19 protein-coding genes are annotated in these 23555 nt (G+C 45.6%); 6 read left to right on the forward strand and 13 right to left on the reverse strand.

Annotated features, from left to right (window positions below; translation table 11 throughout):
- The first annotated feature begins 195 nt into the window (after nucleotides 1-195).
- A complete protein-coding gene (locus DESDE_RS13090) occupies nucleotides 196-2040 on the forward strand; it encodes an MASE3 domain-containing protein (RefSeq protein WP_014794491.1) in 1845 nt (614 codons plus the stop codon).
- 79 nt (nucleotides 2041-2119) lie between these two features.
- On the opposite strand, the gene htpG is transcribed toward DESDE_RS13090, so the two are convergent.
- Nucleotides 2120-3964, reverse strand: a complete 1845-nt coding sequence (htpG, locus tag DESDE_RS13095; RefSeq protein ID WP_014794492.1) for a molecular chaperone HtpG — start codon at nucleotides 3962-3964, stop codon at nucleotides 2120-2122.
- A gap of 171 nt (nucleotides 3965-4135) precedes the next feature.
- On the opposite strand from htpG, the gene DESDE_RS13100 reads away from it, so the two are divergent.
- On the forward strand, nucleotides 4136-5485 hold the full coding sequence (locus DESDE_RS13100; RefSeq protein ID WP_014794493.1) for a DNA recombination protein RmuC: 1350 nt from the start codon (nucleotides 4136-4138) through the stop codon (nucleotides 5483-5485).
- Nucleotides 5486-5552: 67 nt separating this feature from the next.
- Here DESDE_RS13100 and DESDE_RS13105 read toward each other — a convergent pair whose 3' ends face one another.
- The 6 genes from DESDE_RS13105 to DESDE_RS13125 form a co-directional block, all read right to left on the reverse strand.
- Complete coding sequence (locus DESDE_RS13105; protein ID WP_014794494.1) at nucleotides 5553-8642, reverse strand: efflux RND transporter permease subunit; 3090 nt, start codon at nucleotides 8640-8642, stop codon at nucleotides 5553-5555.
- Nucleotides 8632-9720, reverse strand: coding sequence for an efflux RND transporter periplasmic adaptor subunit (locus DESDE_RS13110; protein WP_014794495.1), 1089 nt, complete (start codon nucleotides 9718-9720; stop codon nucleotides 8632-8634). Before DESDE_RS13110 ends, DESDE_RS13105 begins: the two co-directional genes overlap by 11 nt.
- Nucleotides 9713-10285: a TetR/AcrR family transcriptional regulator gene (locus DESDE_RS13115; protein ID WP_014794496.1), complete on the reverse strand. Its 573-nt coding sequence runs from the start codon at nucleotides 10283-10285 to the stop codon at nucleotides 9713-9715. Before DESDE_RS13115 ends, DESDE_RS13110 begins: the two co-directional genes overlap by 8 nt.
- A 120-nt stretch (nucleotides 10286-10405) precedes the next feature.
- Nucleotides 10406-11074: a hypothetical protein gene (locus DESDE_RS13120; protein ID WP_014794497.1), complete on the reverse strand. Its 669-nt coding sequence runs from the start codon at nucleotides 11072-11074 to the stop codon at nucleotides 10406-10408.
- 228 nt (nucleotides 11075-11302) lie between these two features.
- A complete protein-coding gene (locus DESDE_RS22090) occupies nucleotides 11303-11461 on the reverse strand; it encodes a hypothetical protein (protein ID WP_169314441.1) in 159 nt (52 codons plus the stop codon).
- A gap of 177 nt (nucleotides 11462-11638) precedes the next feature.
- Nucleotides 11639-13984 (reverse strand): type IA DNA topoisomerase, encoded by a 2346-nt coding sequence (locus tag DESDE_RS13125; RefSeq protein ID WP_014794498.1) that lies wholly within the window; start codon nucleotides 13982-13984, stop codon nucleotides 11639-11641.
- 140 nt (nucleotides 13985-14124) lie between these two features.
- Between DESDE_RS13125 and DESDE_RS13130 the strand changes: the two genes are divergently transcribed.
- The 3 genes from DESDE_RS13130 to DESDE_RS13140 all read left to right on the forward strand — a co-directional run bounded on the left by DESDE_RS13130 (nucleotide 14125) and on the right by DESDE_RS13140 (nucleotide 16327).
- The gene (locus DESDE_RS13130) at nucleotides 14125-15039 is read left to right on the forward strand and encodes an ABC transporter ATP-binding protein (RefSeq protein WP_014794499.1); all 915 of its coding nucleotides are present in this window, start codon (nucleotides 14125-14127) and stop codon (nucleotides 15037-15039) included.
- Nucleotides 15036-15890: an ABC transporter permease gene (locus DESDE_RS13135; RefSeq protein ID WP_014794500.1), complete on the forward strand. Its 855-nt coding sequence runs from the start codon at nucleotides 15036-15038 to the stop codon at nucleotides 15888-15890. The genes DESDE_RS13130 and DESDE_RS13135 overlap by 4 nt, the downstream gene beginning before the upstream one ends.
- A 254-nt stretch (nucleotides 15891-16144) precedes the next feature.
- A complete protein-coding gene (locus DESDE_RS13140) occupies nucleotides 16145-16327 on the forward strand; it encodes a DUF1540 domain-containing protein (protein WP_014794501.1) in 183 nt (60 codons plus the stop codon).
- Nucleotides 16328-16422: 95 nt separating this feature from the next.
- Here DESDE_RS13140 and DESDE_RS13145 read toward each other — a convergent pair whose 3' ends face one another.
- On the reverse strand, nucleotides 16423-17040 hold the full coding sequence (locus tag DESDE_RS13145; protein WP_242831409.1) for a CPBP family intramembrane glutamic endopeptidase: 618 nt from the start codon (nucleotides 17038-17040) through the stop codon (nucleotides 16423-16425).
- A gap of 203 nt (nucleotides 17041-17243) precedes the next feature.
- Between DESDE_RS13145 and DESDE_RS13150 the strand changes: the two genes are divergently transcribed.
- Nucleotides 17244-18413 carry a THUMP domain-containing class I SAM-dependent RNA methyltransferase gene (locus DESDE_RS13150; protein ID WP_014794503.1) on the forward strand — a complete coding sequence of 390 codons (1170 nt, stop codon included), beginning with the start codon at nucleotides 17244-17246 and terminating at the stop codon, nucleotides 18411-18413.
- A gap of 89 nt (nucleotides 18414-18502) precedes the next feature.
- Here the strand turns inward: DESDE_RS13150 and DESDE_RS13155 are convergent, their stop codons facing one another.
- From DESDE_RS13155 to DESDE_RS13175, 5 genes are all read right to left on the reverse strand, one after another.
- Entirely contained in the window at nucleotides 18503-19885 is a 1383-nt protein-coding gene (locus DESDE_RS13155) for an aspartate kinase (RefSeq protein WP_014794504.1), read from the reverse strand.
- 336 nt (nucleotides 19886-20221) lie between these two features.
- A complete protein-coding gene (locus tag DESDE_RS13160) occupies nucleotides 20222-20815 on the reverse strand; it encodes a DNA-3-methyladenine glycosylase family protein (protein ID WP_014794505.1) in 594 nt (197 codons plus the stop codon).
- Nucleotides 20816-21244 (reverse strand): GNAT family N-acetyltransferase, encoded by a 429-nt coding sequence (locus tag DESDE_RS13165; protein WP_014794506.1) that lies wholly within the window; start codon nucleotides 21242-21244, stop codon nucleotides 20816-20818.
- Between the two features lie 95 nt (nucleotides 21245-21339).
- Nucleotides 21340-21783: a GNAT family N-acetyltransferase gene (locus tag DESDE_RS13170; RefSeq protein WP_014794507.1), complete on the reverse strand. Its 444-nt coding sequence runs from the start codon at nucleotides 21781-21783 to the stop codon at nucleotides 21340-21342.
- Between the two features lie 83 nt (nucleotides 21784-21866).
- A complete protein-coding gene (locus DESDE_RS13175; RefSeq protein ID WP_014794508.1) occupies nucleotides 21867-23543 on the reverse strand; it encodes an ABC1 kinase family protein in 1677 nt (558 codons plus the stop codon).
- Nucleotides 23544-23555: the final 12 nt, after the last annotated feature.

Genomic DNA, 23555 nt, shown 5'->3' on the forward strand with positions numbered 1-23555 from the left:
TATTAGATTTCGTTAGATTTAATCATTCTCCTTTTAAGAAAATTATTTTTTTAGATTTTCCTTAATAAAACAGCTAAATGACAGGATAATTAGTATTTTTATAGAAATATATCAAGAATATTTATAATTTTATAAAATCAATGGCCTTATCTTGCAAATTTATTCACTAAATATTAAGAATAGGAGGTTTGTATTTTGTTTTTGCGGAAAACCCTGAAGCATTACAGCATTGCAGTAATCGGACTGCTTTATTTCATCAGTAGATTATTTTATTCCGGCGCTCATTGGGTTATCCCATCCGAATCTTTCCTTTTCCTTCATACTCTTCTTGAGTTCTTCAGCATTATCGTATCCTTTACTATCGGCTTACAATGCTTAGCCTCTTACCCCTACACTAAGTCGGATCGAAAGTATCTTCTTGGAATCTTTTTTATTACGGTCGGCCTATTCGATTTACTGCATACATTAACTTATAATGGCATGTTTCTCAACACGACAGGAGCAAGGTCAATCTATTTTTCCTTAACCGCCCGCCTGACTGAGTCAAGTGGCCTTTTGATCTACATCTTAAATCGGGCTCCTAAAAAAAGAGTTTCTATGGTTTTCGGATCTGCCTTTTTAGTGACCGCTTTGATTGTTATTATGAAGTGGGGACCCTATTTGCCCCCCATGCTGCTCCCCGATGGTGTCACTTCACTTAAGATCTTTGTTGAGTCTCTGGCAGGCAGTTTGAATCTTATAGCATTTTTTGTATTGATTTATAAATCTCGCCTTGAAAGGGCAGAAAACTGCCCCAATCTCTCCAATGCTTTGCTTTTGCTCCTGATTTGTGAATTATTTTTTACAATATACCATACTCCCTACGACAGCGATAATCTGGTCGGACATATTTTTAAATTCCTGGGTTATACCTATATCCTCAAAAACATACTGATAAAAAACTTACATGAACCTTTTAAAGAAATCCAATCAGCTTATAAAGATTTTAATACAATTTTTCAATTTGCACCGGTTGGCCTCTCCATAATTAGAAAATCAGATCATCAATTTTTAGAAATCAATCACTTCTTTATGAATTTTCTGGGGCTGCCCGACAAAGATGTTATCGGCAAAACCCCTATGGAAGTGGGATTCTCGGAAGCAGATTGGACAAAAGTCCTCGCCTATGCTGAGAACAATAACTATTACTTCGCTGAGACCACCCTTGCCAACTTGGAAATCTCCCTGGAAAGGGAGGGAAGCAAAGTCAGCATTGCGGCAATTTCAGCTGAAACCATCCAGCTGGGCCATGAGGAATGCATCTTAATGTCAGTCACGGATATTAAGGAGTTAAAAAGCTTGCATACGGAGATGATCCGACTGGACCGCCTTAACTTGGTTGGTCAAATGGCTGCCGGTATCGCCCACGAAATAAGAAATCCCATGACCACTGTCCGTGGATATCTTCAACTCATGGATGAAAAATCCCAAGATATTGGGCAAAAATCGACCCTTCATTTCATGATTGAGGAATTGGACCGGGCTAATTCCATACTCAAAGAATTTCTAACCCTTGCTAAGAACAATAAACCCAACTATCAAATCCTCAACCTCAATAAATTACTACAAAACTTACATCCACTCATTGAGGCCGATTCTTTCACGCAAAATAAACAAATCCGCTTTACCCCCGGGGATATCCCTGATATCGAACTCAGCCCCAAGGACATTACCCAGCTGGTCTTAAATTTATGCATAAATGGCCTTGATGCTATGTCTGAAGGGGGATGCCTAACGATCCAAACTTATAAAAAAGACCATAGTGTAATCCTATCCATTAAAGATGAGGGCCATGGCATACCCAAAGAGTTATTGGAGAAACTTGGCACCCCATTCTTTACCACAAAGGAAAATGGAACAGGATTAGGACTGTCCATATGTTATAAAATAGCGAAATCCCATAACGCCAAGATCGATGTTACTTCCAGTTCTGAGGGCACTCTATTTCAGATTAGTTTTCCTTTGCAGTCAGTGGAATCAATGTTCATCCCTTCTCATTAGTTTTGCCTGAGAAAGCCCCAAAGAAATGAAAAAGCGCAGCAGTCTCGTCACTGCTGCGCTTCCTTGTGCACTTTGTTGGTTATCTTAAGGCTTTCTCAAGTATTTCATTTAACCGATGGACCATACTCCGGGGATCCACGATAATTCCCGCTGCAATTTGTGCATTAGCAAAAAGTTGTTCAGCAGCCAGGGGAGCAAAGGAATCTTCGTTCTTTCTTAAATCGTTGAGACGTTGGATCAGGGCATGTTTAGGATTAATCTCCAGAATTCCGGCGGGAACATCCTGAATATCCCTATTCATCATCTGCATCATCCGCTGGATGCTATGAGTGCCGTAATGACTAAGGATAATGGCGGGACTGTCTACCAAGCGCTTCGATTCACGGACTTCCGTCACTTTCATCCCCAGCACTTCCTTAAGCCAGCCGTTAAACTCCTTGAGTTCCTCCTCAGATAGAAGCTTTTCCTCTTCCGAGGCAGAATCCTCATCGGTCAGATTAAGGTCTCCATGATCGGCAGAGAGCAAACGTTTGCCATCATATTCCCTGATCATATCAAAGACATAGTCATCGATTCCATCATAGGTATAGATCACTTCATAGTCTTTATTCTTAAAGACCTCCAAATAAGGGCCTTCTTCGATAATTTGCCGGGTCGGACCATTGATAAAATAGATGGCTTCTTGTCCTTCCTTCATCCGGCCCACATAATCCCCTAAAGAAATCAATTCCCCTTCTCCCGTCTTCGAGGACTCAAAGCGCAGAAGTTTCAGGATCTCCTGACGATGGGTAAAGTCGTTGGCTGCTCCTTCTTTAAGAAAAATACTGAACTCATTCCAAAATTCCTTAAAGATCTCAGGTTCATTTTTAGCCTGGTCATCCAGGTATTTTAAGAAGCGGCTGGTCACAGCCTTATTCAGTTTGGCAATTAAGGCACTATCCTGCATGGTCTCACGAGAAATGTTTAAGGGAAGTTCCTCGCTGTCTACCACTCCTCGTACAAAACGCAGCCACTCCGGCAGGATGTCCTTCGCTTTTTCCTGAATGAGGACTTTTTTGCAATAGAGGTTTACACCGGCCTCCATCCGTCCAAAGCCGAATTTCTCCAGGTTTGATTTGGGGACGAACATCAAGGTATTAATATTAATGGGAGCATCCGAGGAAAAGTGCATTTTCATTAAGGGCTCATCGTAGGCATTGGCGATATACTTGTAAAACTCCGTGTACTCTTCCTCTGAAATCTCATTCTTATTTTTCGTCCATAAGGCCTGGACCGTGTTGATCTTTTCCTCATTGACATAGACGGGATAAGGCACAAAACTGGAGTACTGCTTAATAATGCGCTTCACGGTATCGGTCTGGGCAAAGGAATGAGCATCTTCTTTAAGATGAAGGGTAATGCTGGTTCCCCGTGGGAGATCCACTTCTTCAGAAATGCTGTAACTCCCTCTTCCATCGGATTCCCAACGGTAGCCCTGAGCATCAGGTTCATAGGACCGGGTGGTGAGGGATACTTTATCGGCCACCATGAAAGCGGAGTAGAAGCCTACACCAAACTGACCGATCAGGTTCACATCCTTTTTATCCCCCGCTTCAGCTAAGCGCTGAACGAAAGCCTTAGAGCCGGAATGGGCGATGGTCCCTATGTTTTCGATTAAGCCCTCCTTGGTCATGCCAATACCTGCATCCGCAATGGTTAAGGTCTTGGCCTCTTCATCAGGAGTAATGCGAATCTCCAAGGAAAGTTCTTTATCCTTGATTTCTTGCCCGGATAGTTGCATATACCTTACTTTTTCCGAAGCATCAGCAGCATTGGAAATCAATTCGCGCAAAAAAATCTCCCGATCCGTATAAAGGGAGTTAATGACAATATCGAGCAGCTGCCTGATCTCTGTCTGGAACTCCTTGGTTTCAATCTGACTCATTGTTTAAACCCTCCATATTAATCCAATAGTATCTATTAAATATTTTAATCAAATTTGGTCAGAGGTCAAGCTTTGAAAAACTATCTTATCATCAGTAATATCTCCTTTACTATGTTAAAATAAAGGAAGTTTCACGACATGACCATTTCACACAATCGGGAGGAATCATCAATGACCTTTTTGCCTCTATTGAACAGCGCTCTCGCTGCCTTGACCATCCTCATCCTTATCCTGGTACTTATACAGTTTTCCAAATTCCAACGGGAGAACTCTACCCACCCTTTTCACTCTCAATTGCAAAACCTGGAAAACCAAATGGCACAATTGGAAAAGAACCTAGAACGGCAGGAACGTCTTTTTCAAGAGGAGTTTGCCCGCAACCGGGAAGAGAATAATACCAACTTCCGTCAAGGGCGTGAAGAAATGAGTCATGCCTTAAAACGTTTCAGCGACTCACAGCTTACCCAAATGTCGGAGATCGCCACTCTCCAGCGGAGTCAACTGGATATCTTCTCCAAGCAGCTCAACAACCTCTCCCAGACCAATGAGCAAAAGCTTGAGCATATGCGCAAAACCGTTGAGGAGCGACTTCAGCTTATTCAGCAGGATAATGCCCAAAAGCTGGAATTAATGCGGGTCACCGTAGATGAGAAGCTGACAAATACCTTAGAACAACGTCTTGGTGAGTCCTTTAAAATGGTGAGCGACCGGCTTGAACAAGTCCACAAGGGTTTAGGAGAAATGCAAACCTTAGCTTCCGGTGTGGGGGACTTAAAAAAAGTCCTCACCAATGTAAAAACCCGGGGAACCTGGGGAGAGATTCAGCTGGGGAATCTGCTGGAACAGATCCTGACACCTGAGCAATATTCTATTAATGTTGCTACCAAAGCAGGCAGCAAGGATCGGGTGGAATTCGCCATCAATATTCCGGCTAAAGACAGAAATGATCGTATCGTTTATCTCCCCATTGATGCCAAATTTCCAGTGGAGGATTATAACCGCTTGCTGGATGCTCAGGAGCAGGGGGATCTCCCCCGTATCTCTGAAGCGGAGAAGGCTCTGGAATACCGTATCAAAACGGAAGCCAAATCCATTCATGAAAAATATGTGGATCCTCCGAATACTACGGATTTCGGCATACTCTTTCTCCCTATTGAAGGTCTTTATGCCGAAATTCTCCGCCGTCCCGGACTCTGTGAATTGCTGCAACGAGATTATAAGGTGGTTATAGCAGGCCCTACAACTCTGGCCGCTCTGCTCAACAGTCTCCAGATGGGCTTCAGGACTCTGGCTATTGAAAAACGCTCCAGTGAGGTCTGGAATCTCCTGAGTGCGGTAAAGACTGAGTTTGGCAAATTCACGGAGATCCTGGAGAAGACCCAAAAGAAACTCCAGGAAGCCAGCAATACTATAGAGACCGCGACTCGTAAGTCGCGGTCCATCGGCAGAAAACTAAAAGATGTTCAGACCCTACCCGTTGAGGAAAGCGAAGCATTGCTGGCTGCCGGGGAAGAGGAGTAGAGAGCCGCTGCCTGAGGAATAACACTGTCCTCCGGCAGCGGTTTCTTGACCCCTATCATCCAAGATTTTAGATACTTTGACCCTTCTCTATTTTCCCGGCAGAAGGAGCACCAGGGGCTATTCCTTTCTCTTCCCGGACGAGAATGCTGTACATTATGGGAACCACGATCAAGGTAAAGAGTGTGGAAATCAATAACCCACTCATGAGGGCTACGGACATAGGTGTGAACAGATCACTTCCTGAAAAGGCCAGAGGAACCAGGCCGATAACTGTGGTCACAGCTGCCAGAATGATGGGACGATAGCGGCGGTTGACCGCAAAAGTGCAGGCCTCATCGATGGACATTCCCTCTTCCCGGGCCAGGTTGATAAACTCAATCAGTAAAATCGCATTGCGGATGACCAGGCCCATCAAGCTTACCACCCCTACTAACGCAGTAAAGGATAAGGGCTGGGCAAATATCATCAGCCCCGCTACTACTCCGATGATGGATAAGGGAATGGTAATGAAGATAATAGCCGGCTGCAAAAAGGAACGGAACTGAATCATGAGAATCACGTAGATAAGGAACAAGGCAAAAATCGCTGTGGTTCCCAGATTCCCGAAATTATCCTTGATATCTTTAGCTTCTCCTTCATAACTCACCGTCAGCCCGGAGAAGTCAAAGCCGGATTGGGCCAATCGTTGTTTCAGGGTGTTTTCAATGGTTACGGCACTGAACCCAGGTTGCACTTTCCCGGAAATGGTGACAGCCCGGACTCCATCGTACTTATTAATCGTAGGCACTGTGGATTGAAGATGGATTTCCCCTAACTGCTTAAGGAGAACCTTATTCCCGGTTAGGGAGGATTTAATTCCCAAGTTCTCCAGATCCTCTTTGGTGCTCACATCGCTTTGGACCATGATCGGATACTCATTGCCGGCGATGCGGAATAAGGAAGCTTCAGTACCGCTCAAAGCAATATTGATCTGTCTTTGGATGTCGTAGTTGGTAATGCCCATAGTCGTGGCCCGCTCTGTATCCACATCCACCACAAATTCATACTCACCGGCAACATAGTCGTCCGCCACCTTCATCGCCCCGGGAATCCCCTCAAGCTCCTGGCGAATTAAGGCCACGGCATCCCTTACGTGCAGAGGATCTTCCCCACTGACCCGAACCTCTAGAGGATCTCCCGGGAGAGCCTTTTCCAGAAGCAATACATCGGCAGATCCGCCGATTAAGCGCTGATCCAGTTGCTCTTGAAGGTGAAGGGCAAGGTCTTCATTGTTGTTGAATTTCCCTTTTGCCAAGTCCACTTTGAGCATGATTTGAGCAAAATCCTTAGAGGGCATGGCTTTGGGCAGTGCGATATAGAATTTCGGCAGACCACCTCCCAGGGCTGTGGAATAGCTCATGATCTCCTCATTTTCCTTAAGAATTCCTTCCACCTGGTCTGCTAGCTGGGCTGTAGCCGAAATATCTGAGGCACTTTCCGAATAGAGGTTAATATAAAAAACATTCTTATCCGCTTTGGGGAAGAATTCGATATGAAGCTGGAACGCACCGTAAGAAGCTATGGCGATGAGTAAGACCAAGGCACACACGGTGGACTTTTTGTATTTCATACCCACCCGCAAGGCGTACCCATAAACACGGCGCAGGAGAGTCCGCTTGTCATCCTCACCTTTCAGCTTGTCAAAAAATAAATAAGCCAGGACAGGGGTCACGGTAATGGCTACTAAAAAGGACGCGGTCACGGCAATTATAACCGTCTGAGGCAAAGATCTCAGAAATTCTCCAGCCGGACCGGGAACAAAGAGCATCGGTGAAAAGGCGGCGACAATGGTCAAGGTGGCTGAAAAGACAGGGATCACGGACTGCTTCATCCCCCGGATACAGGCCTCCATCTTTTCGAAGCCCTGATCAATGTGGACTTGAATGGCATCGATAATGACGATAGCATCATCCACAAGAATTCCCAGGGCTAAAATGAGGGCGGCAATGGATATTTCCTGAAGCTGTATTCCCAAAAGATACATAGCTATGAAAGTGATGATAATCGAGAGAGGAACTGCTGTGGAAGCTACTAAAGCATTCTTAAAGCCCATTCCCAAAAATACCACGATCAGTACCAAAACCATGCCTTCCAATAGATTTTTAAAGAATTCAGCTACACTCTTTTCTACATCCGTCGGCTGATAAACCACCTCATCAAGGATTAATTCCGCGGGCAGTTCGGATTTCAGTCGATCCAGCTCAGCGCGGACATCCTCACCAATAAGGAGGATATTGCGATTTTCTTCGAAAAAACCGCTCAACATAATGGTATTCTGCCCGTTATGCTTGAGCTGATAGCTGGAATCCTCAATATCCCAGCGAACTTCTGCCAGGTCCTTCAGGCGAATAGGGGCCCCGGTTTCAGCGGATACATCAATGATCATATTCTCTAAATCACTGAGTGATGTAAAAAGTCCGGGGGAGCTGACATTGATCTTCACCCGATTATTACTTAAAGATCCTGAGGGAATTTGCAGGTTTTGTGCTTGAATTAATGACACCAGCTCGGTAAGAGAGAGATTGTACTTATTCAACTCAGTCGTCTTCACTTCAATTTGGGCCACTTTATTTTGAACACCGGCTACGGTAAAGCGGGAGATTCCGTCAATCTTGGCCAATCTGCTTTTAATTTGATCGGCGTAATCGGCAAGCTGTTCATAAGTATACCCCTCCCCGGAAAGGCTGATAATCATCCCTGCTGTTTCGGAGAGTTTGGTATCCATCTCGATGTCAAAGCACTCTGAAGGAATTTTTCCCTGGGCTCCATCGAGAATCCGCCCCAGCTCGTTCCAGGCATCCTTCACATCCACATCATTATAGAGTTCCAGCACGACGACTGAGAGACTGTTTTTGGTTATGGAATGAGAACTCTTATAACCTGGAACTTCCCGGATTTCATCTTCAATCACCCTGCTCACTAATTTTTCCACGTCCTCAGGGGATGCTCCGGGATAAATGGTGGTAATGACCGCAAAAGGAGCGGATATATCCGGGCTCTCTTGCTTGGGGACAATATAATAGCTGTAGATCCCCCAAACAATGGCTAAGATAGTGAAAAAAATAGTAAAGCGCCAATTATGGATAATGTGATAAATTATTCCTTTCTTATTGTTCATGGGGGTTACCCTCACTTTGAATCCTGACTTTATGACCTTCCTTTAAACTTTTCATCCCGCTAAACACATAACGCTCCCCTGAACTCAATCCCTCGACCCGGACGTTGAACCCTTGTACATCCATTAACTTAATATTCCTCTTGACCGCCCGATCTTCTTCAACAATAAAAACATAATCCTGCCCATCATTGAGGATGCAAGCCAAAGGAACCCAAATCCCGGGCGCTTCTCCCTGAGCGAATTTTACCTCAGCTGTGGCTCCCAGATAATAGGAGTCACTGGGGAAGGGCTCAGTAATGAGGATTTCAGCAGTATAAGTCCGTGTTTGGGAGTCAGGAACGGCTTCCAGACGTTCGACTTTCCCCTTAGTCTTTTGGCCATCCACAGTGATTTCCACCGTATCCCCCACTTTTACCTTGTGAACATCATTTTGAGATAGGCCAACCGTTACTTTCTGTTCAGGGGAACGAATCACCACCGCAGGATATCCGGCGGCGATGTTTTCACTTTCCCGGAAAAGAATATCCACCACATAGCCTTCACCCTGCGCATAAAGCTGAGCGTCATTGAGCTGAATTTGTTTGGATTCCAGTTCAATCTTAGCCTGATTAAAGGTTGCTTCTTTTACATCACAATCCAGCTTAACTTTTATAAGATCCGCTTCCGGCAGCGCACCTGCTTCATAGAGCTGTTCCAACTTCTGATAATTATCGCGCGCTTCTGTATAGGCTTTCTCCGCCTTGGTGACATTGAGTTGGGAGGCTTGAACAGCTAACCCATACTCCGTCGTGTCCAAGGAAGCCAGTTTTTGACCCGACTTCACAAAGGCACCCTTTTCCACAGCGATGTCCGTGAGTTTACCTGGAATCTTAAAACTATATTTTTTTACCTCCCCGGAGGAGGTAAGTCCTGTATAGCGCAGATCCACCGGAAAAGCTTCCTCTTTCGCTTCTTGTACTTGAACCAGTTGTTCTTTTTCTGGAGATGTTACATTCACCTCCTTTGTACATCCTCCCAAGATCAGGGTCAGGGTTAAAAGCATGACCGACGGCATGAGCACTCCAATACGCTTATTCATTATCCTTATCCTCCCCATGATTAAGAATCCCATAAAAGAATAGATTTTTCATTTGCTCAAAGAGTTGTTTGACGGTGATATCCTGGGACTCCAGCAATTTGGAATCAGCCGGCGTCATGAACAGGTTATGAATCATGGACACGATGATATCTGGATTAAAATCCAGACGGATTTTCCCCATAGCCTGCCCTTCCTGGATCAGCGGATAGAAAATCTCCCGCCGAAACTCAGCCATTTTTTCAATCTTGACTTTTTCTTTGGGATAATAACGATAGAGCTCATCCACCAGCCGAAAAGGAATATCCTCTGGGGTATACACCGTAAGCATGGCTTCAAATTTCTCCTGCCAGGTGGAATGCCGGCTCATCGCTTCTTTAAAGGTTCTTTTCTCAACTTCGATGATGCTGTCCACCAACTGGCTGATCAATTGATGTTTCGAGTCAAAAAATTTATAGATTGTTTTTTTGCTAATCCCTAATTCCCCGGCCACATCGTCCATGGTAAATCCCCGCAGCCCATAGCGTTGAATCAATTCATAGGCTTTCTCTAAGATGCGCTCACGCAATGCCAGTCCTCCCTATGGAAACTAATTTAGTATCTCTAGTTTCCTATGCAACTCCTTTTCTGTCAAGACCACTAAAATAAAAAAAGATGCAGCAAACTGCATCTTCTCAAATTTATTGACTCAAGGGCTCTCTCCTCGACCTTCTTCGAGAACTTCTCCATTGAGGACCCAAAAATAATTCTGCTCCTGGGCGCCAATCGGTTCCCCGCCGTGAGGTTCAAGCTGGATTTGACCCTTGAGTTCCCGGTGAAGACCCCATCTGAACAGTATCTTCAACCAACTCTGGAGAATCCGCTCTTCCTCACCCTGTTCGCCCTTCCCTTTTATGTTTCCTTTGAAGTAGAAGTTTCTGCCACAATACTTTTGAATAATGGTGTTCCAAGCCAGTATAAAATTCGGGGCATCTGTACCCAGGATCCCCTCTTCCCAATCCTTAAGCAATTGTTCCTGTCGCGGGCCGCTTAATTTTCCTGAACAGGATAAAAAAAGCACCTCATAGAATCCGCTGAATTGCTGCGCATAGCGCATATATTCCCTCTTGGCCCGTTCAAAGCTGTGGGGGTGCATTACAAGGCTGGCGACCCCTTGAGAAGAAGGAGATGGTTTCACCGGCACATGCTTCATTTCTTTTTTTGTAAGTATCATTTCCAAGGGTTTGGTCTCTTCTTTAGGCCGCGACCCTTTTTTCATAGTTTTGGGACTTTTCTGTCCAGGGGTATAACGTCTCGCGAAGTAAAATAATAGGATAATCCCGATGGCAACCACGATACTTTCCCAGCTACTTCTCATACTTCCCCCCCTGTTCATTATGTTCTCAGGCCATCTGTTTCATCATATTCGGATGGACACAATTTTCTTCCTGATCAGTTCCATCTTCATTAATTTTATGCAGTTGTTGTAATTCCACTTTACGACATATTCATCTTATTTTCTATGTTTCTTGTCATTCTCCAGTATATCTTAGCAAATATCGATAAGCTTGTCATCCTAATAGTGCCGCAGGCGGCATGGAGTCTACTACGAAAAAGCCTCGAAAGCTGACTCTCCAGGATTTTGCTTTACACCGGTCGCTCCATAAGCTGCGCGGACAAAACTAACGCTCAAGCCCTCCGCTCCAAAAGGTGCCCGGCCAAATCGCTCCTGCTCAATGGCCGGTTGGAAACGTCCTGTTTCCAACCTTTCTCCGCTACGTGCTTTTCGCGAAGTTTTGTTTCCGCTCGCTTAAATTCGCTCCCTTTTGTAAAGCAAAATCCTTGGGTGGTTTATCAGTATCTGTTCAAGTATCGTTTTAAGATGTTTTTTCATCCTCTGCTGGTGCCGCCCGGCAAGGCCGGCTACCTTGCATTTTAATACTTAGCCAGGCTTTGTCGGATTGTTTCTCTCGAACTCGAACTTTAGCTTCCCCGAGGAAGGATTTTCCCAAACAAGATAGGCTGCAAAGTTCTTCCCATTCTTAGAGCGAAAGCCCTTGATTAGATTTGTTCTTCCTTTTTTTAATAGACTCTTGACTTGGGCTGGTGTCAGCACCTTGCCACAGATAGGATTCTTCCAAAGTATAAACGGACATCCTTTTTTCCAGTTTTGACAGCCGTAGCCCTTTTCCCGTTCCTCTACCCCGCCTCCGCAGCTAGGGCAGGTTCCTAAACTATCCCCGGAAGCCGAGGCTGAACTCTCTTTCCCATCCTTTGCCTTATCAGTTTTAGGAGCGTGCGGCTCCTGGGACCTGCTCTCCTGGTTGCTTTTGCTCTTCCGTCCCTGAGTACCTTGCTTTTGGGGGGCAAAGGCCAGGGGCTTTTTCCCATGGGTAGCTTCATAGTGACGCAACTCTTCAATAATACCGCGAACAGCCTGCTCAACTTTCTCCATGTACCGGCTTAAAGGGATCTCACCTCGTTCAACTTGGGCTAACTCATATTCCATCTGCCCGGTCATTTCCGCACTGATCAGCAATTGAGCCCGGGGTAAACGTTCCTTAATCAAGCGAATGAGCTCCATACCTTTTTCCGTCGGCACAAGCACTTTCTGTTGCTGCAGAATATACCCCCGGGTCAAGAGGTTTTCAATAATTGCCCCTCGTGTCGCCACGGTTCCCAGTCCTTTTCCTTTTAACTGCCGGCGCAGGGTCTCATCCTCGACCTCCTTGCCGGCTCCTTCCATAGCTTTAATCAGATCCCCTTGGGTATAACGCTTCGGTGGCTTTGTCTCCTTTTGAAGGACTTGACAGGACCGGGTCCCAACCCTCTCTTCCTGAGAAAGGGAAGGGAGTTTGGGCGCAGAATCCTCTGAGTGCTTTCCGGTTTTCTCTACTCTCTTCCATCCCGGTTCAAGCAGGGTTTTTTCCTTAGTAAGGAAAAACTCATCTTCCACAACAGTAATGATTTCCCTTTCCGCATACCGGGCAGGGGGAAACCAAGTGCTGAGGAAGCGCAGGACAATCATCTCCCAGATTTTCTGTTCATCGGGGCTCAGGTTCTGAGCAATTCTCTCAGTGGTAGGGATAATCGCATGGTGAGCGGTAATCTCATTAATGACCCTCTTACCCTTAGGTAAGGGCCTGTCAAGAGCTTCCTTAGCCCATTGCTCAAAGGGACCTTGTTCCAAGGCTTTCAGGTGAGACTTCAGCTTGGGGAGCATATCGGGGGGTAAATAATTACAATCCGTTCTCGGGTAGGTTATGGCTTTCTTTTCATAAAGTGACTGAGCAATCTTCAGCACTTTTTCCGCCCCAAAGCCATAGCGTTTGGAGGCGGTTACAGTTAAAGAAGTTAAATCAAAAAGCAAGGGATGAGGCTCCGTACTCTCCTTATCCTTCACTGAACAGACTTTGCCCGGCCTCCCCTGGACTTTGGCTAGAATCGCCTTACCGCGCTCCAGATCTAAGATATGCTTATCTCTATCTGTCTCCTGATCTTTTTCCGCTTCCTTAGTCTGTCCATGGCTTGCCAGCCGGTCTTTGTCAAACCATTTTCCTTTATAGCATCCTTTAGCACTCTCAAATTCGGCTTCAAGTTCCACATAGGAAACAGGAACAAAGTTTTGTATAGCCCATTCACGCTCCACTACCAAGGCTAAGGTGGGAGTTTGAACCCGGCCGATGGAGATAACATTGGGCTTTTTTCTCACAGGATCGAAACTGCCAAAAAGAGCGGTGAACCCCTCCGTCAGATTCATTCCGAAATCCCAATCCCCATAGGAGCGTCCATATCCTGCCTGAGCTAACCCTTCCACCTCGTGAAAGGGCCGCAATTTGCTCATTCCCTCACGAATGGCCTCCTGGGTCAAGGATGAAATCCAAAGCCGGAAAAGAGGCTTCTTGCTCCCTAGGGTGTCCCATACTTCCTGAAAAAGCAATTGTCCTTCCCGGTCGGCATCCGTTCCACAAATGACCTGTCGAACTTCTTGAGACTTGAGCAGGCGCTGCAGTACGTTGTATTGTTTTAGGGTACTGGGTTTCAGCTCATACTGAAATTCCCCCAGTTGAGGAAGTACAGGCAGGCGGTGGATTCCCCAGCGCTTTCCTACTTTGAAGAGATCCATATAGGTCTCAGGAGGCTTCAGCTCAAACAAATGCCCGATACACCAGGAAATAATATAGTCATCGTTCTCAAAATACCCTTCTCCTTTGCCCTTTACACCAAGAGTTTTGGCATATTCCCTGGCCTGGGAGGGTTTCTCAGCTATGATTAACGTTTTACCCAATGATACACCTCTTTTACACCATTAATTCAACATTAACCTAAATTTTAATTAGTACGAGAAGGTTTTTACATTAAATGTAGAAAATATAAAAAGAAGTTAAGCGTTTGAACTGTAGAGTTCACAAACAAGGAGTTGGCAGGATGGATAAAATAATTGAGGTTGTAGATTTGCATAAGAGCTATGGTCATGTTCAGGCGGTTAAGGGGCTCAATTTTTATGTGGAAAAAGGCAAATTATTTGCCTTTCTGGGACCCAATGGCGCCGGAAAATCAACGACAATCGATATCATCTGTACTTTTTTAAAGCCGGACCGGGGACGGGTCGTTGTGGACGGCTATGAATTAGGCAAAGAAGATAATAAAATCCGCTCCGTGATTGGTGCGGTATTTCAGGATGGCCTCCTGGATCCGCTGCTCACGGTAGAAGAGAATTTGAAGATAAGGGGCGGCTTCTACGGCCTGAAAAAGACGGCCTTGGCTGATTCCATAAAATCCATTGCAGCTCTTACCGGAGTCGCTGAATTTTTGAAACGGCCCTATGGCAATCTTTCCGGGGGCCAGCGCCGCCGGGCGGATATCGCCCGAGCCTTGGTTAACGCACCGAAAATTTTGTTTTTAGATGAGCCCACCACAGGGTTGGATCCTCAGACCCGTAAAAATGTCTGGGAGACCATCCAGAAAATGCAGAAAGAAAAGGACATGACGATCTTTCTGACAACCCACTATATGGAGGAAGCTGCCGAAGCAGATTATGTTATTGTGATCGACAACGGCGAAATCGCTGCTAAAGGAACGCCCACCGAACTCAAACAGGAATATGCCAGTGACCGGCTTAAGCTTTCTTATCATGACAAAGAAAAACTAAGCATAGCTCTTCAGGAAATGCGCATCCCTTTCCATCAGGTTGCCGATCAAATCATTATCGAACTCTCATCAACCCTGGAGGCTTTGCCGATTCTTGCCGGATGTCAAACTTATCTCACAGGCTTGGAAGTCAGTCATGGTACCATGGACGATGCCTTTATTAAGATCACCGGAAAGGAGATCAGAGAATGATCAACTTTATGCTGCGCAATCTGAAAATCTTCTTTAGAGATAAAAGTGCGGTTTTCTTTTCTCTGCTGGCGGTTTTTATCATTATCGGCCTCTATGCCCTTTTTTTAGGAGATGTTTGGACTGAGGATTATTCTGATATAGAGAATGCCCGTTATCTTATGGATAGTTGGATCATGGCAGGATTGCTGGCTGTTACTTCCGTGACGACGACCATGGGGGCCCTGGGAATTATGGTGGCGGATAAAGCCAGGAATATTATCAAGGATTTTCAATCATCGCCTGTTTCGAGAAGCGCCCTTGCCGGAGGCTATAGTTTAAGTGCTTTTGTCATTGGGGTCATCATGAGCATTGTGGCCCTGATCTTAGCCGAAATTTACATTCTCGCCAATGGCGGGGAGCTGCTGACAGGGACAAAGACACTGCAGGTACTGGCGCTTATTCTGCTCTCTTCTCTGGCAAGCACAGCGATCCTATTTTTTCTGGCTTCTCTCTTCAAGAGTCTCCATGCTTTTTCAACAGCCAGCACCATTATCGGAACCCTTATCGGTTTTTTAACCGGTATCTATTTGCCCATTGGGGTTTTGCCTGAAGCAATACAATATGCGATAAAGATTTTCCCAATTTCCCATGCTGCCCTTCTATTTCGTCAGATCCTTATGGAAGCACCCCTTCAAAAGGCTTTTGCCCATGCCCCGGCAGAGAGCCTGGAGGAATTTAATTCAATGATGGGCGTGACTTTCCGTTTCGGAGATACTCTCTTAACTCCCCAGGGAAGTATTTTAGTGCTGCTTGTTACCGCAGGGCTGTTTTATGGTTTGAGTATCCTGAACCTGTCCCGTAAACGCAAATAGCATAATATGACAAAGTAAGGGCTCTTTTGTTTTTGCTAAAATTGAGTAAAAAAGTATAAAGAAAACCCGGCTTCGCCGTGCTTTTTAAACATGCATCCAGAAAGGCGAAGTCGTTGGTTGCACTTATGCTGGAGAAAAGTATACATCGACGTTATACTTTCTGACAGTATAAAAAAAACTTATCGCGGGAAATTATATACTGATTCAGGGTAACCATCTCTGAACCCATCTCAATTATAAAGGAGGACATGATAATGCCTGGACGTGTAGACAAAATCGATTCCCATCTTCAAGGAGTTAAATGTGTGGTCAATACCTGTCACTATTGGGGAAATGATCACTGTCATGCCCAAACCATCGAAATTCAAGCCCCTAATGCTAAAACGACTGAAATGACGGACTGTGCTACCTTCGTTCCCAATGGAAGCATGAGCTAGGTAGGTAAGAATTAATATTCCATCCTGAGGTTCAAAAACCTTCTTGAGCAGAAAAGAGTAAGGATACATGTTCCTTACTCTTTCTGCTTCTTTAACTATTCGTCTTTTGGGGCATTGGGAATCAAGGGAAGATAGTACTTCTTGGCTAAAAGAGCGGCTCCGAAATTATAGAGAAAATGAGCGTATACCGTGGCCCAAAGAGTTCCTGTAAATCCATAGAGGGAGCAGAGAAGCAAGCTGACGACAAAGACTCCGCACATCAAGACAGGTTTCTTGAGATAACGAAGGTGCATCCCGGTAAAGAGAATGCTCGTGAATAAGATACCATAAAGAGGACCAAAAAAGTTACCTAGGCCCGTCTGGACGACCCCTCTTACCAGGAGTTCCTCAGAAAATGCCCCGATTAAAAACATGGGAAAAAGGAACTTAGCCGGCAACTCTAATAAGAGACGGTTAACGCCGCCATCATCAAAAGCTTCTATAGAGAAGATCTTCCAGGCCAGAAATTGTAAACCCATCCCCAAAAGGGCTGCTGCCGAACCTAAGAGCCATATCCCTCCGGTATTATCCCAGGCAAAAAAGGTTTGCCAAGGATACCCTTTGCGCAGATAGAAAAGCCAAAGGAGGAATGCTCCCGGAATCAATAAGAGAAGCTGGGTCAGCCAAAATGATGGGATAAGCGCTGCACGGAGTTGTTCTTCATGATTATCCATAGTTTCCACCAAACTATCCTCCTCCACAACCGGCCTCATCTTATCCTATAGTGAACAGGACGAGTTTGCAAGTCATAGAAATCAAAGAATATCCTCTTTCCTCACTTGCCTTTCCCCGGACCAATCATTATTATAGAAGAAGAATTTGTCCACTTCGTGGACATAGGAAACAAGTTTCCTTTATGATGAAGGGGGATACCGTATTGGCTAAAATAGAACTGATCGCCACCAGTGCTTTTGGCATTGAATCCATAGTAAACCGTGAACTCCATAATCTAGGCTATACAGAAACCCGGGTGGAAAACGGTAAAATTTCTTTTACCGCCAATGAGCTGGGGGTTTGCCGGGCTAATCTGTGGCTGCGTTCAGCTGAACGCGTCCTTCTGAAAATGGGTGAATTCAAAGCCACGACCTTTGAAGAGCTTTTTCAGCACACCAAAGCCCTGCCCTGGGAAGAATGGCTCCCCATCGATGCGGAATTCCCTGTGGAAGGCAAATCCATAAAATCCAAGCTTTTTAGTGTCTCCGATTGCCAGGCTATTGTCAAAAAAGCTATCGTAGAACGGCTCAAAGAGGCTTACGGTATCAGTTGGTTTAAGGAAACCGGCCCTAAGTACAAAATCGAAGTCGCTCTTTTAAAGGACATCGTCACTCTTACGATTGACACTTCCGGTGCCGGACTGCACAAACGAGGCTATCGCAGACTGGCGGGGCAAGCTCCTTTAAAAGAAACCTTAGCCGCCGCCATGATCAATCTGAGTTACTGGAAAGCGGACCGCGCCCTTATTGATCCTTTCTGTGGCACGGGAACCATACCTATTGAGGCAGCCATGATCGCTCTTAACCGAGCGCCGGGCTTGAAGAGGGATTTCGTCGCTGAAACCTGGCCCAACATTAAGGAGAAATACTGGCAGCAAGCTCGTGAAGAAGCCCAGGATCTTTATGTTCGGGATCAGGAACTGCATATTTATGGTTCGGATATCGACCCCAAGGCCCTGCAGCTTGCCCGGGCTCACTGTGAAGATGCAGGACTGACGGATAAGATATTTTTCCAACGTTTGCCTGCAGCCGAAGTGCGCTCCCGGTTCCAATACGGCCATCTGATCACCAACCCTCCTTATGGAGAGCGTTTGGGTGAGGAAGAGGAAGTCAAACAGCTTTATAAAGATCTGGGAGAGACATTCAAGAATCTGGAAACCTGGTCCCTGCATGTGATCACGACGGATAAACACCCTGAGCTTCTGATTGGACGCCGCTGGGATAAGAGCAGAAAGCTTTACAATGGCCGCTTAGAATGCCATTATTATCAATTCTTCGGCCCCAAGCCCCCAAGACGCCCACGGGATCAGGAAGGGGCAGAAGGCACACCTTAATTTTCCCAAAGGCTCAAGCACAGGCATAAGCAAAGATTTAAAAAAGATAGGTTCCCCCTTAGGGGTGCCTATCTTTTTTACTCTCAAAATTATCCCAAACACAAATCTTCATTAAGATGGTAAATGGCACGAGTGTACTTATCCCGGTCAATCACAAATTGCATATTGACTTGACGAAGGGATTGGGACACACAGTTCACATTAATATGGTTTTTCGCTAAACTGCTGGTAGCACGGGCTAAAATATTCGGAACAGCAATATTCGACCCAATCACACAGACTATGGCCGCCGGCAAAATAGTCACGGTCTGATAAGCCCCTTTCAATTCCGCTACCAGGTCTTCGTCCAAATCATGCTCCCAGATCACGAGAGAGATACTATTGGCATTGGTGGCTTTCATGATATAACTTACGGAATATTTCATGAACATCTCCATAATCTGCTTATCGTATCCTGCCTCACCGACCATTAAAGAATCATGGATTTCCACTACGACCACCTTATCCGAACCGGCAATAATCTCGATTTTGGCTTCGGGACCAATATAATCCTTGGAGATGAGTGTTCCCGGATGATCCGGCTCGAAGGTGTTCTTCAGACGCAGATTGATCCCGCCCATTTCCAGAGGTTTGGATGCATTGGGATGGATGGCTTCCATGCCTATATCTGCAAGCTGATCAGCAACATCATAATTGGTCCGTCCTACGGGGATGGCCTTTTCTACCCCCACAATCTTTGGATCGGCAGAAGAGAGATGGAACTCTTTGTGAATAATGGCTTCATCCGCATGAAGATGAGTGGCAATCCGGGAGAAAGTGATCTCCGAATAGCCCCGTTCAAATTGACGCATTATCCCTTCTTTGCCTTTCGTATACCCGGTCACGACGACAATCTCCTTGAAGGGATCCACGCCCCGAAAAGCTTTGGCTATCCGCTCATCAATAGTCAGCTGACGGGAGTCCCGAAGGCCTGTTAAATCCACAAGGCGGGCGGGTATGCCGCGATTTTGCAGGATGTTCACGGAATTGAAGGCTGAATGAGCTTCTCCTAAAGAAGCCAGAAGCTCTCTTGCAGCAGAGAAAATATTCTCACGATCCACATAACCGGAGGCAATGATTTCATGCATACTATGCAAATAGGATTTGGTCTGATTGATCCTTGAAGCCAGGAACTCCTTAGCCGCTTCAGCATCTAAGCCAATTTTCACAAACCCCTCGTTAATCTTAAGCAGATCCTGCAATAAGAGAGTCAAAGCTTCTTCACAATCTTCACCATTGATAAAATGACGATAGATCCCCGGGGCTTTTGTCTTTTTATCCTCCAAAAGCTTATTGGTCACCCCTGCGTAGGCAGAAACAACAAACACTCTCCCGAAGCTAAAACGCCGTGAATCCTGTTCCCCAATAATATTTTTCAAGACATCTTCAAATTGGGACATAGAAGTGCCCCCGATTTTTTCTACCGTTAACATACAACACCTCATTAGCATCAAGATCTCTGTTAAATAACACTATTCATCATTATAATACAGCGCCTGCCGGCCAACAAGATACAATTTCCCAATCGTAGGATAAACAGCCAGCCAAAAAATTCCTAATGGTAATCTACCCTCACCTCGTTTCAGAGGATAAGAGGATCATACTTTTATCATATGCCATTAGCAAAGGTGGTTCCGCTGTGGGGAACCACCTTTTTACACCGATTCATAAATCTTGACTTTCAGACTTTAGCCTCTAAATGTATGGCCATCTATTCACTTAGTCTATTCTCATCCTTCCAGAGAAGACAGGGATACAGGCTTAGCACCCTAAGACATGGCCCAAAGATACAGAGAAGCCACAGACCCGTAGGGTGAATACTTCTTACGGTAATGCTCAAAGGTCCCCTTAGATAACTCCTCCAGCACATAACAGTTCATCATTCCCCTGCGGATAGCTAAATCCCGATAACTGACCACGTCGGGCCGGCAAAGAGAAAAGATGAGCAGCATCTCTGCCGTCCACACTCCCACACCGGGTAAGGCTGACAAGGAGTGGATGATTTCCTCATCACTCAGGGTATGAAGCTTATGGAAATCCACCTCACCTCTTTGGGCGGCCGCAGCAATCCCTTTGATATACCCCGCCTTGCGTGTGGACATTCCACAGCCTTGAATAGCCTTCAGATCGGCTAAAACGATTTCCTCGGCACTGATATTTCCCAGGAGAGTTTGCAGCCGGTTCCATACGGTCTCAGCTGCTTTTTTGGAAATCTGCTGGCTGACCACACTGGAGATCAGAGCTTTAAAAAGGTTCGGGGTAACCTCTCTCTCGATCATCCCCATGCGCTCTATAGCTTGCCCCAGGACTTCATCCCGGGTTTTTAAATACTCGATTTCTTTTGACCCGTATGGAAAAATCATTTAGATTGTCCTCTCCATAACAATATGGGAAATTCCATCTTCCATGAATTCCTCAGAAGTTTGTCTATACCCTAGTCTTTCGTAAAAGTTCTGAGCCTGGGTTTGGGCATGAATCTTCGCTTTACAAAAGCCCTCCTCTTGGGCAATCTTTTCCAGGCTTTTGACGACGACGCTGCCTAAGCCGAATTTTCGCATGGCGGCACGCACACAGATCCGCTCCAATTTGGCCGTATCCCCCAGCCAACGCAGCCTTCCCGTGGCTGCCGGCTGGTCTTCATAATACACCAGAATATGACGGGCGGCTGCACCTGACTCATCATATCCATCGAATTCATCCTGCAGAGGAACCCCCTGCTCTTCAACAAAAACTTCCCTGCGAATTTGAAAAGCATCTTCTAATTCCGTACCTTTTACTTCAACGACGTTCATGTGATATTCCTTCCTCTCGTGCCTTCCAAATATTATATTAAGTGTATCTCTTAAGCCTGGTGGACACGATCGGTTCACCAATGAGTTCGTAACCATTAGTCAAAATCCTTGATCATCTGAATATACTCAAGATCATTAAATCCCAATCGTTTATACAGAGATATAGCTTTAACATTCTCTTCTTCCACCTCAAGCCGGATCCGCTTGATCTGGTCGTGCCGGTGCTCCTCTAAGTATTGAAAAAACTCCCGGGCAAGCCCCTGCGAACGATAAGGAGGCAAAATATAAATCTCATCTATCCAGACTACGATTCCTCCAGCTTCCTGAGAAAAAGTCTTCGCTGTAATTGCATATCCGGCAACCTGGTTTTCCCACTCCAGTATATATCCATTCAGATAACGATCCGAACTCATCATCTCATCAAAAGTTCTTGTGTGAAATTCCTTGGGTACAGGCTGGAGAACAGCTTCCGAATGGTAGAATTCAAATGCCAGCTCCAGGAACCTTTCTCTGTCCGCTTCTGCCATTGCTCTGATCATAACGTTTCAATCTCCTATGTATTTGATTTATCCTAATTATATCCTAACTAATTATATCAAACAAAGTCAAACCCACATTCCTGCTAGAACCTGCCTGAGCGCAAGATCGATACCAAGAGAAGAATGAACATCATAGCTGCCATAACAAAACCGGCCTCAATAGCCGGTATTCGCCAAAAGACCAGGGGTTCCTTGCCTAAGGCGGAAGCAATGACTAAACCGCACATGATAATGCTGAAAGACAGTAATAAAATGCTAAAAGAAAGCTGATTGCTTATCCGATCCAGCTTCCGTATGAAAGTGGCTAATTCGGGTAAATAAATCTCCACCCGTACTTTGCCCCGCTGAATGCTGCTGAAAATCTCCTTCATTTGTTTCGGGAGATTGAATAAAAGATCCGAGTATTCCCGAAAATGTTTCCAGGTTTTCTCGGCGAAAAAGACTGGATTGAGCCGTTCTTTAAGGAGCTGCTCTCCGAAGGGCTCGGCAATATCGATAATACTGATCTCGGGATCCAGCTGCTCCACGATGCCTTCCAGGCTTAGAAGGGATTTGCCCAGCAGTACCAGATCGGCGGGAATAATAATCCGGTGTTTATAGGTCACCTTAAACAGATCGTTGACGGCATTGCCCAGATCAACTTCACTCATAGGAACATCCAAGTACTTCTCTCTTAATAAATCCACATCCCGATACAATGCCTTGGGGTCCATATCCTCTGGAACGATCCCCATAGCAAACACGGCCTCCACCATGTCCTCCGTCTTCCGCCGCATCATCCCAATGACCAGGGAAGCGAAATGATCCTTCATATCCGGGGAAAGTCTGCCGATCATGCCGAAATCGATCAAGGAAATAACCTGCTGGGGCAAAACGAAAATATTTCCCGGATGAGGGTCCCCATGAAAAAAACCCTCGATTAAGATTTGTTTAAACATAGCTTTGATCAGGTTTTCCGCTAGTACCTTACGATCATAACCCAGCGCTTCAAGAGTCTCGAATTGGCTGAGTTTTACCCCTTGAATATATTCCAGAGTCAAGACCTTTTTATTAGAGTACTCTTTATAGACTTTAGGAATGCGAATCGTGGGATCTCCTTGAAATTGCTTCCCCATCCGTTCGGCATTGCTTCCTTCAATCTCATAGTCCAATTCATTGCGCAAGGAATTAGCGAATTCCTCCACCATATCCTTTACATGATACAGAGCTGCCCAATCCACGCGCTTTTCCGCCAAAGCAGCCAAGTCCAGAAGTATTTCCAGATCCGTCTCAATGGTCCGGGCAATATGAGGGCGCTGGATTTTCACCGCTACATTCTCCCCTGTTTTGAGAACAGCATAGTGGACTTGCCCGATAGAGGCAGCCGCCACCGGTTTTTCCTCAAAATGCTGAAAAATATCTTCCGGCAGGGCTCCCAGTTCCGTTTCAATAATTTGGCGAACGTCGGCAAAGGAAAAGGGGGGAACCTGATCCTGCAGTTTTTCCAGTTCAGTGATCAGGTAATCCGGAATAATATCCGGCCGAGTGCTGGCAATCTGCCCAATCTTAACATAAGTAGGCCCTAATTCCTCCAGGGCCTTACGCAAACGCTGACCGAGAGTTTGGGAGTCCGCCTCTTCTTCTCTCCTCAACATCCGCCTGGAATAAGAGATAAAATTAATAAGCCCCATCTCTTCCAGGATGAGGCTGAATCCATTACGGGCCAATACCGTGGCAACTTCCTTATACCGATGAACATGACGAATTTTTCTTCCAATCATGCTAATACCCCT

Source organism: Desulfitobacterium dehalogenans ATCC 51507, assembly GCF_000243155.2.
Taxonomy (GTDB): Bacteria; Bacillota; Desulfitobacteriia; order Desulfitobacteriales; family Desulfitobacteriaceae; genus Desulfitobacterium; species Desulfitobacterium dehalogenans.

What these genes read in the sequence shown, in the direction of transcription:
- htpG (WP_014794492.1), bottom strand. Translation starts at nt 3,964, where the DNA reads ATGAGTCAGATTGAAACCAAGGAGTTCCAGACAGAGATCAGGCAGCTG.
- DESDE_RS13100 (WP_014794493.1), top strand. Translation starts at nt 4,136, where the DNA reads ATGACCTTTTTGCCTCTATTGAACAGCGCTCTCGCTGCCTTGACCATC.
- DESDE_RS13105 (WP_014794494.1), bottom strand. Translation starts at nt 8,642, where the DNA reads ATGAACAATAAGAAAGGAATAATTTATCACATTATCCATAATTGGCGC.
- DESDE_RS13110 (WP_014794495.1), bottom strand. Translation starts at nt 9,720, where the DNA reads ATGAATAAGCGTATTGGAGTGCTCATGCCGTCGGTCATGCTTTTAACC.
- DESDE_RS13120 (WP_014794497.1), bottom strand. Translation starts at nt 11,074, where the DNA reads ATGAGAAGTAGCTGGGAAAGTATCGTGGTTGCCATCGGGATTATCCTA.
- DESDE_RS13130 (WP_014794499.1), top strand. Translation starts at nt 14,125, where the DNA reads ATGGATAAAATAATTGAGGTTGTAGATTTGCATAAGAGCTATGGTCAT.
- DESDE_RS13135 (WP_014794500.1), top strand. Translation starts at nt 15,036, where the DNA reads ATGATCAACTTTATGCTGCGCAATCTGAAAATCTTCTTTAGAGATAAA.
- DESDE_RS13140 (WP_014794501.1), top strand. Translation starts at nt 16,145, where the DNA reads ATGCCTGGACGTGTAGACAAAATCGATTCCCATCTTCAAGGAGTTAAA.
- DESDE_RS13145 (WP_242831409.1), bottom strand. Translation starts at nt 17,040, where the DNA reads ATGGATAATCATGAAGAACAACTCCGTGCAGCGCTTATCCCATCATTT.
- DESDE_RS13155 (WP_014794504.1), bottom strand. Translation starts at nt 19,885, where the DNA reads ATGTTAACGGTAGAAAAAATCGGGGGCACTTCTATGTCCCAATTTGAA.
- DESDE_RS13160 (WP_014794505.1), bottom strand. Translation starts at nt 20,815, where the DNA reads ATGATTTTTCCATACGGGTCAAAAGAAATCGAGTATTTAAAAACCCGG.
- DESDE_RS13165 (WP_014794506.1), bottom strand. Translation starts at nt 21,244, where the DNA reads ATGAACGTCGTTGAAGTAAAAGGTACGGAATTAGAAGATGCTTTTCAA.
- DESDE_RS13170 (WP_014794507.1), bottom strand. Translation starts at nt 21,783, where the DNA reads ATGATCAGAGCAATGGCAGAAGCGGACAGAGAAAGGTTCCTGGAGCTG.
- DESDE_RS13175 (WP_014794508.1), bottom strand. Translation starts at nt 23,543, where the DNA reads ATGATTGGAAGAAAAATTCGTCATGTTCATCGGTATAAGGAAGTTGCC.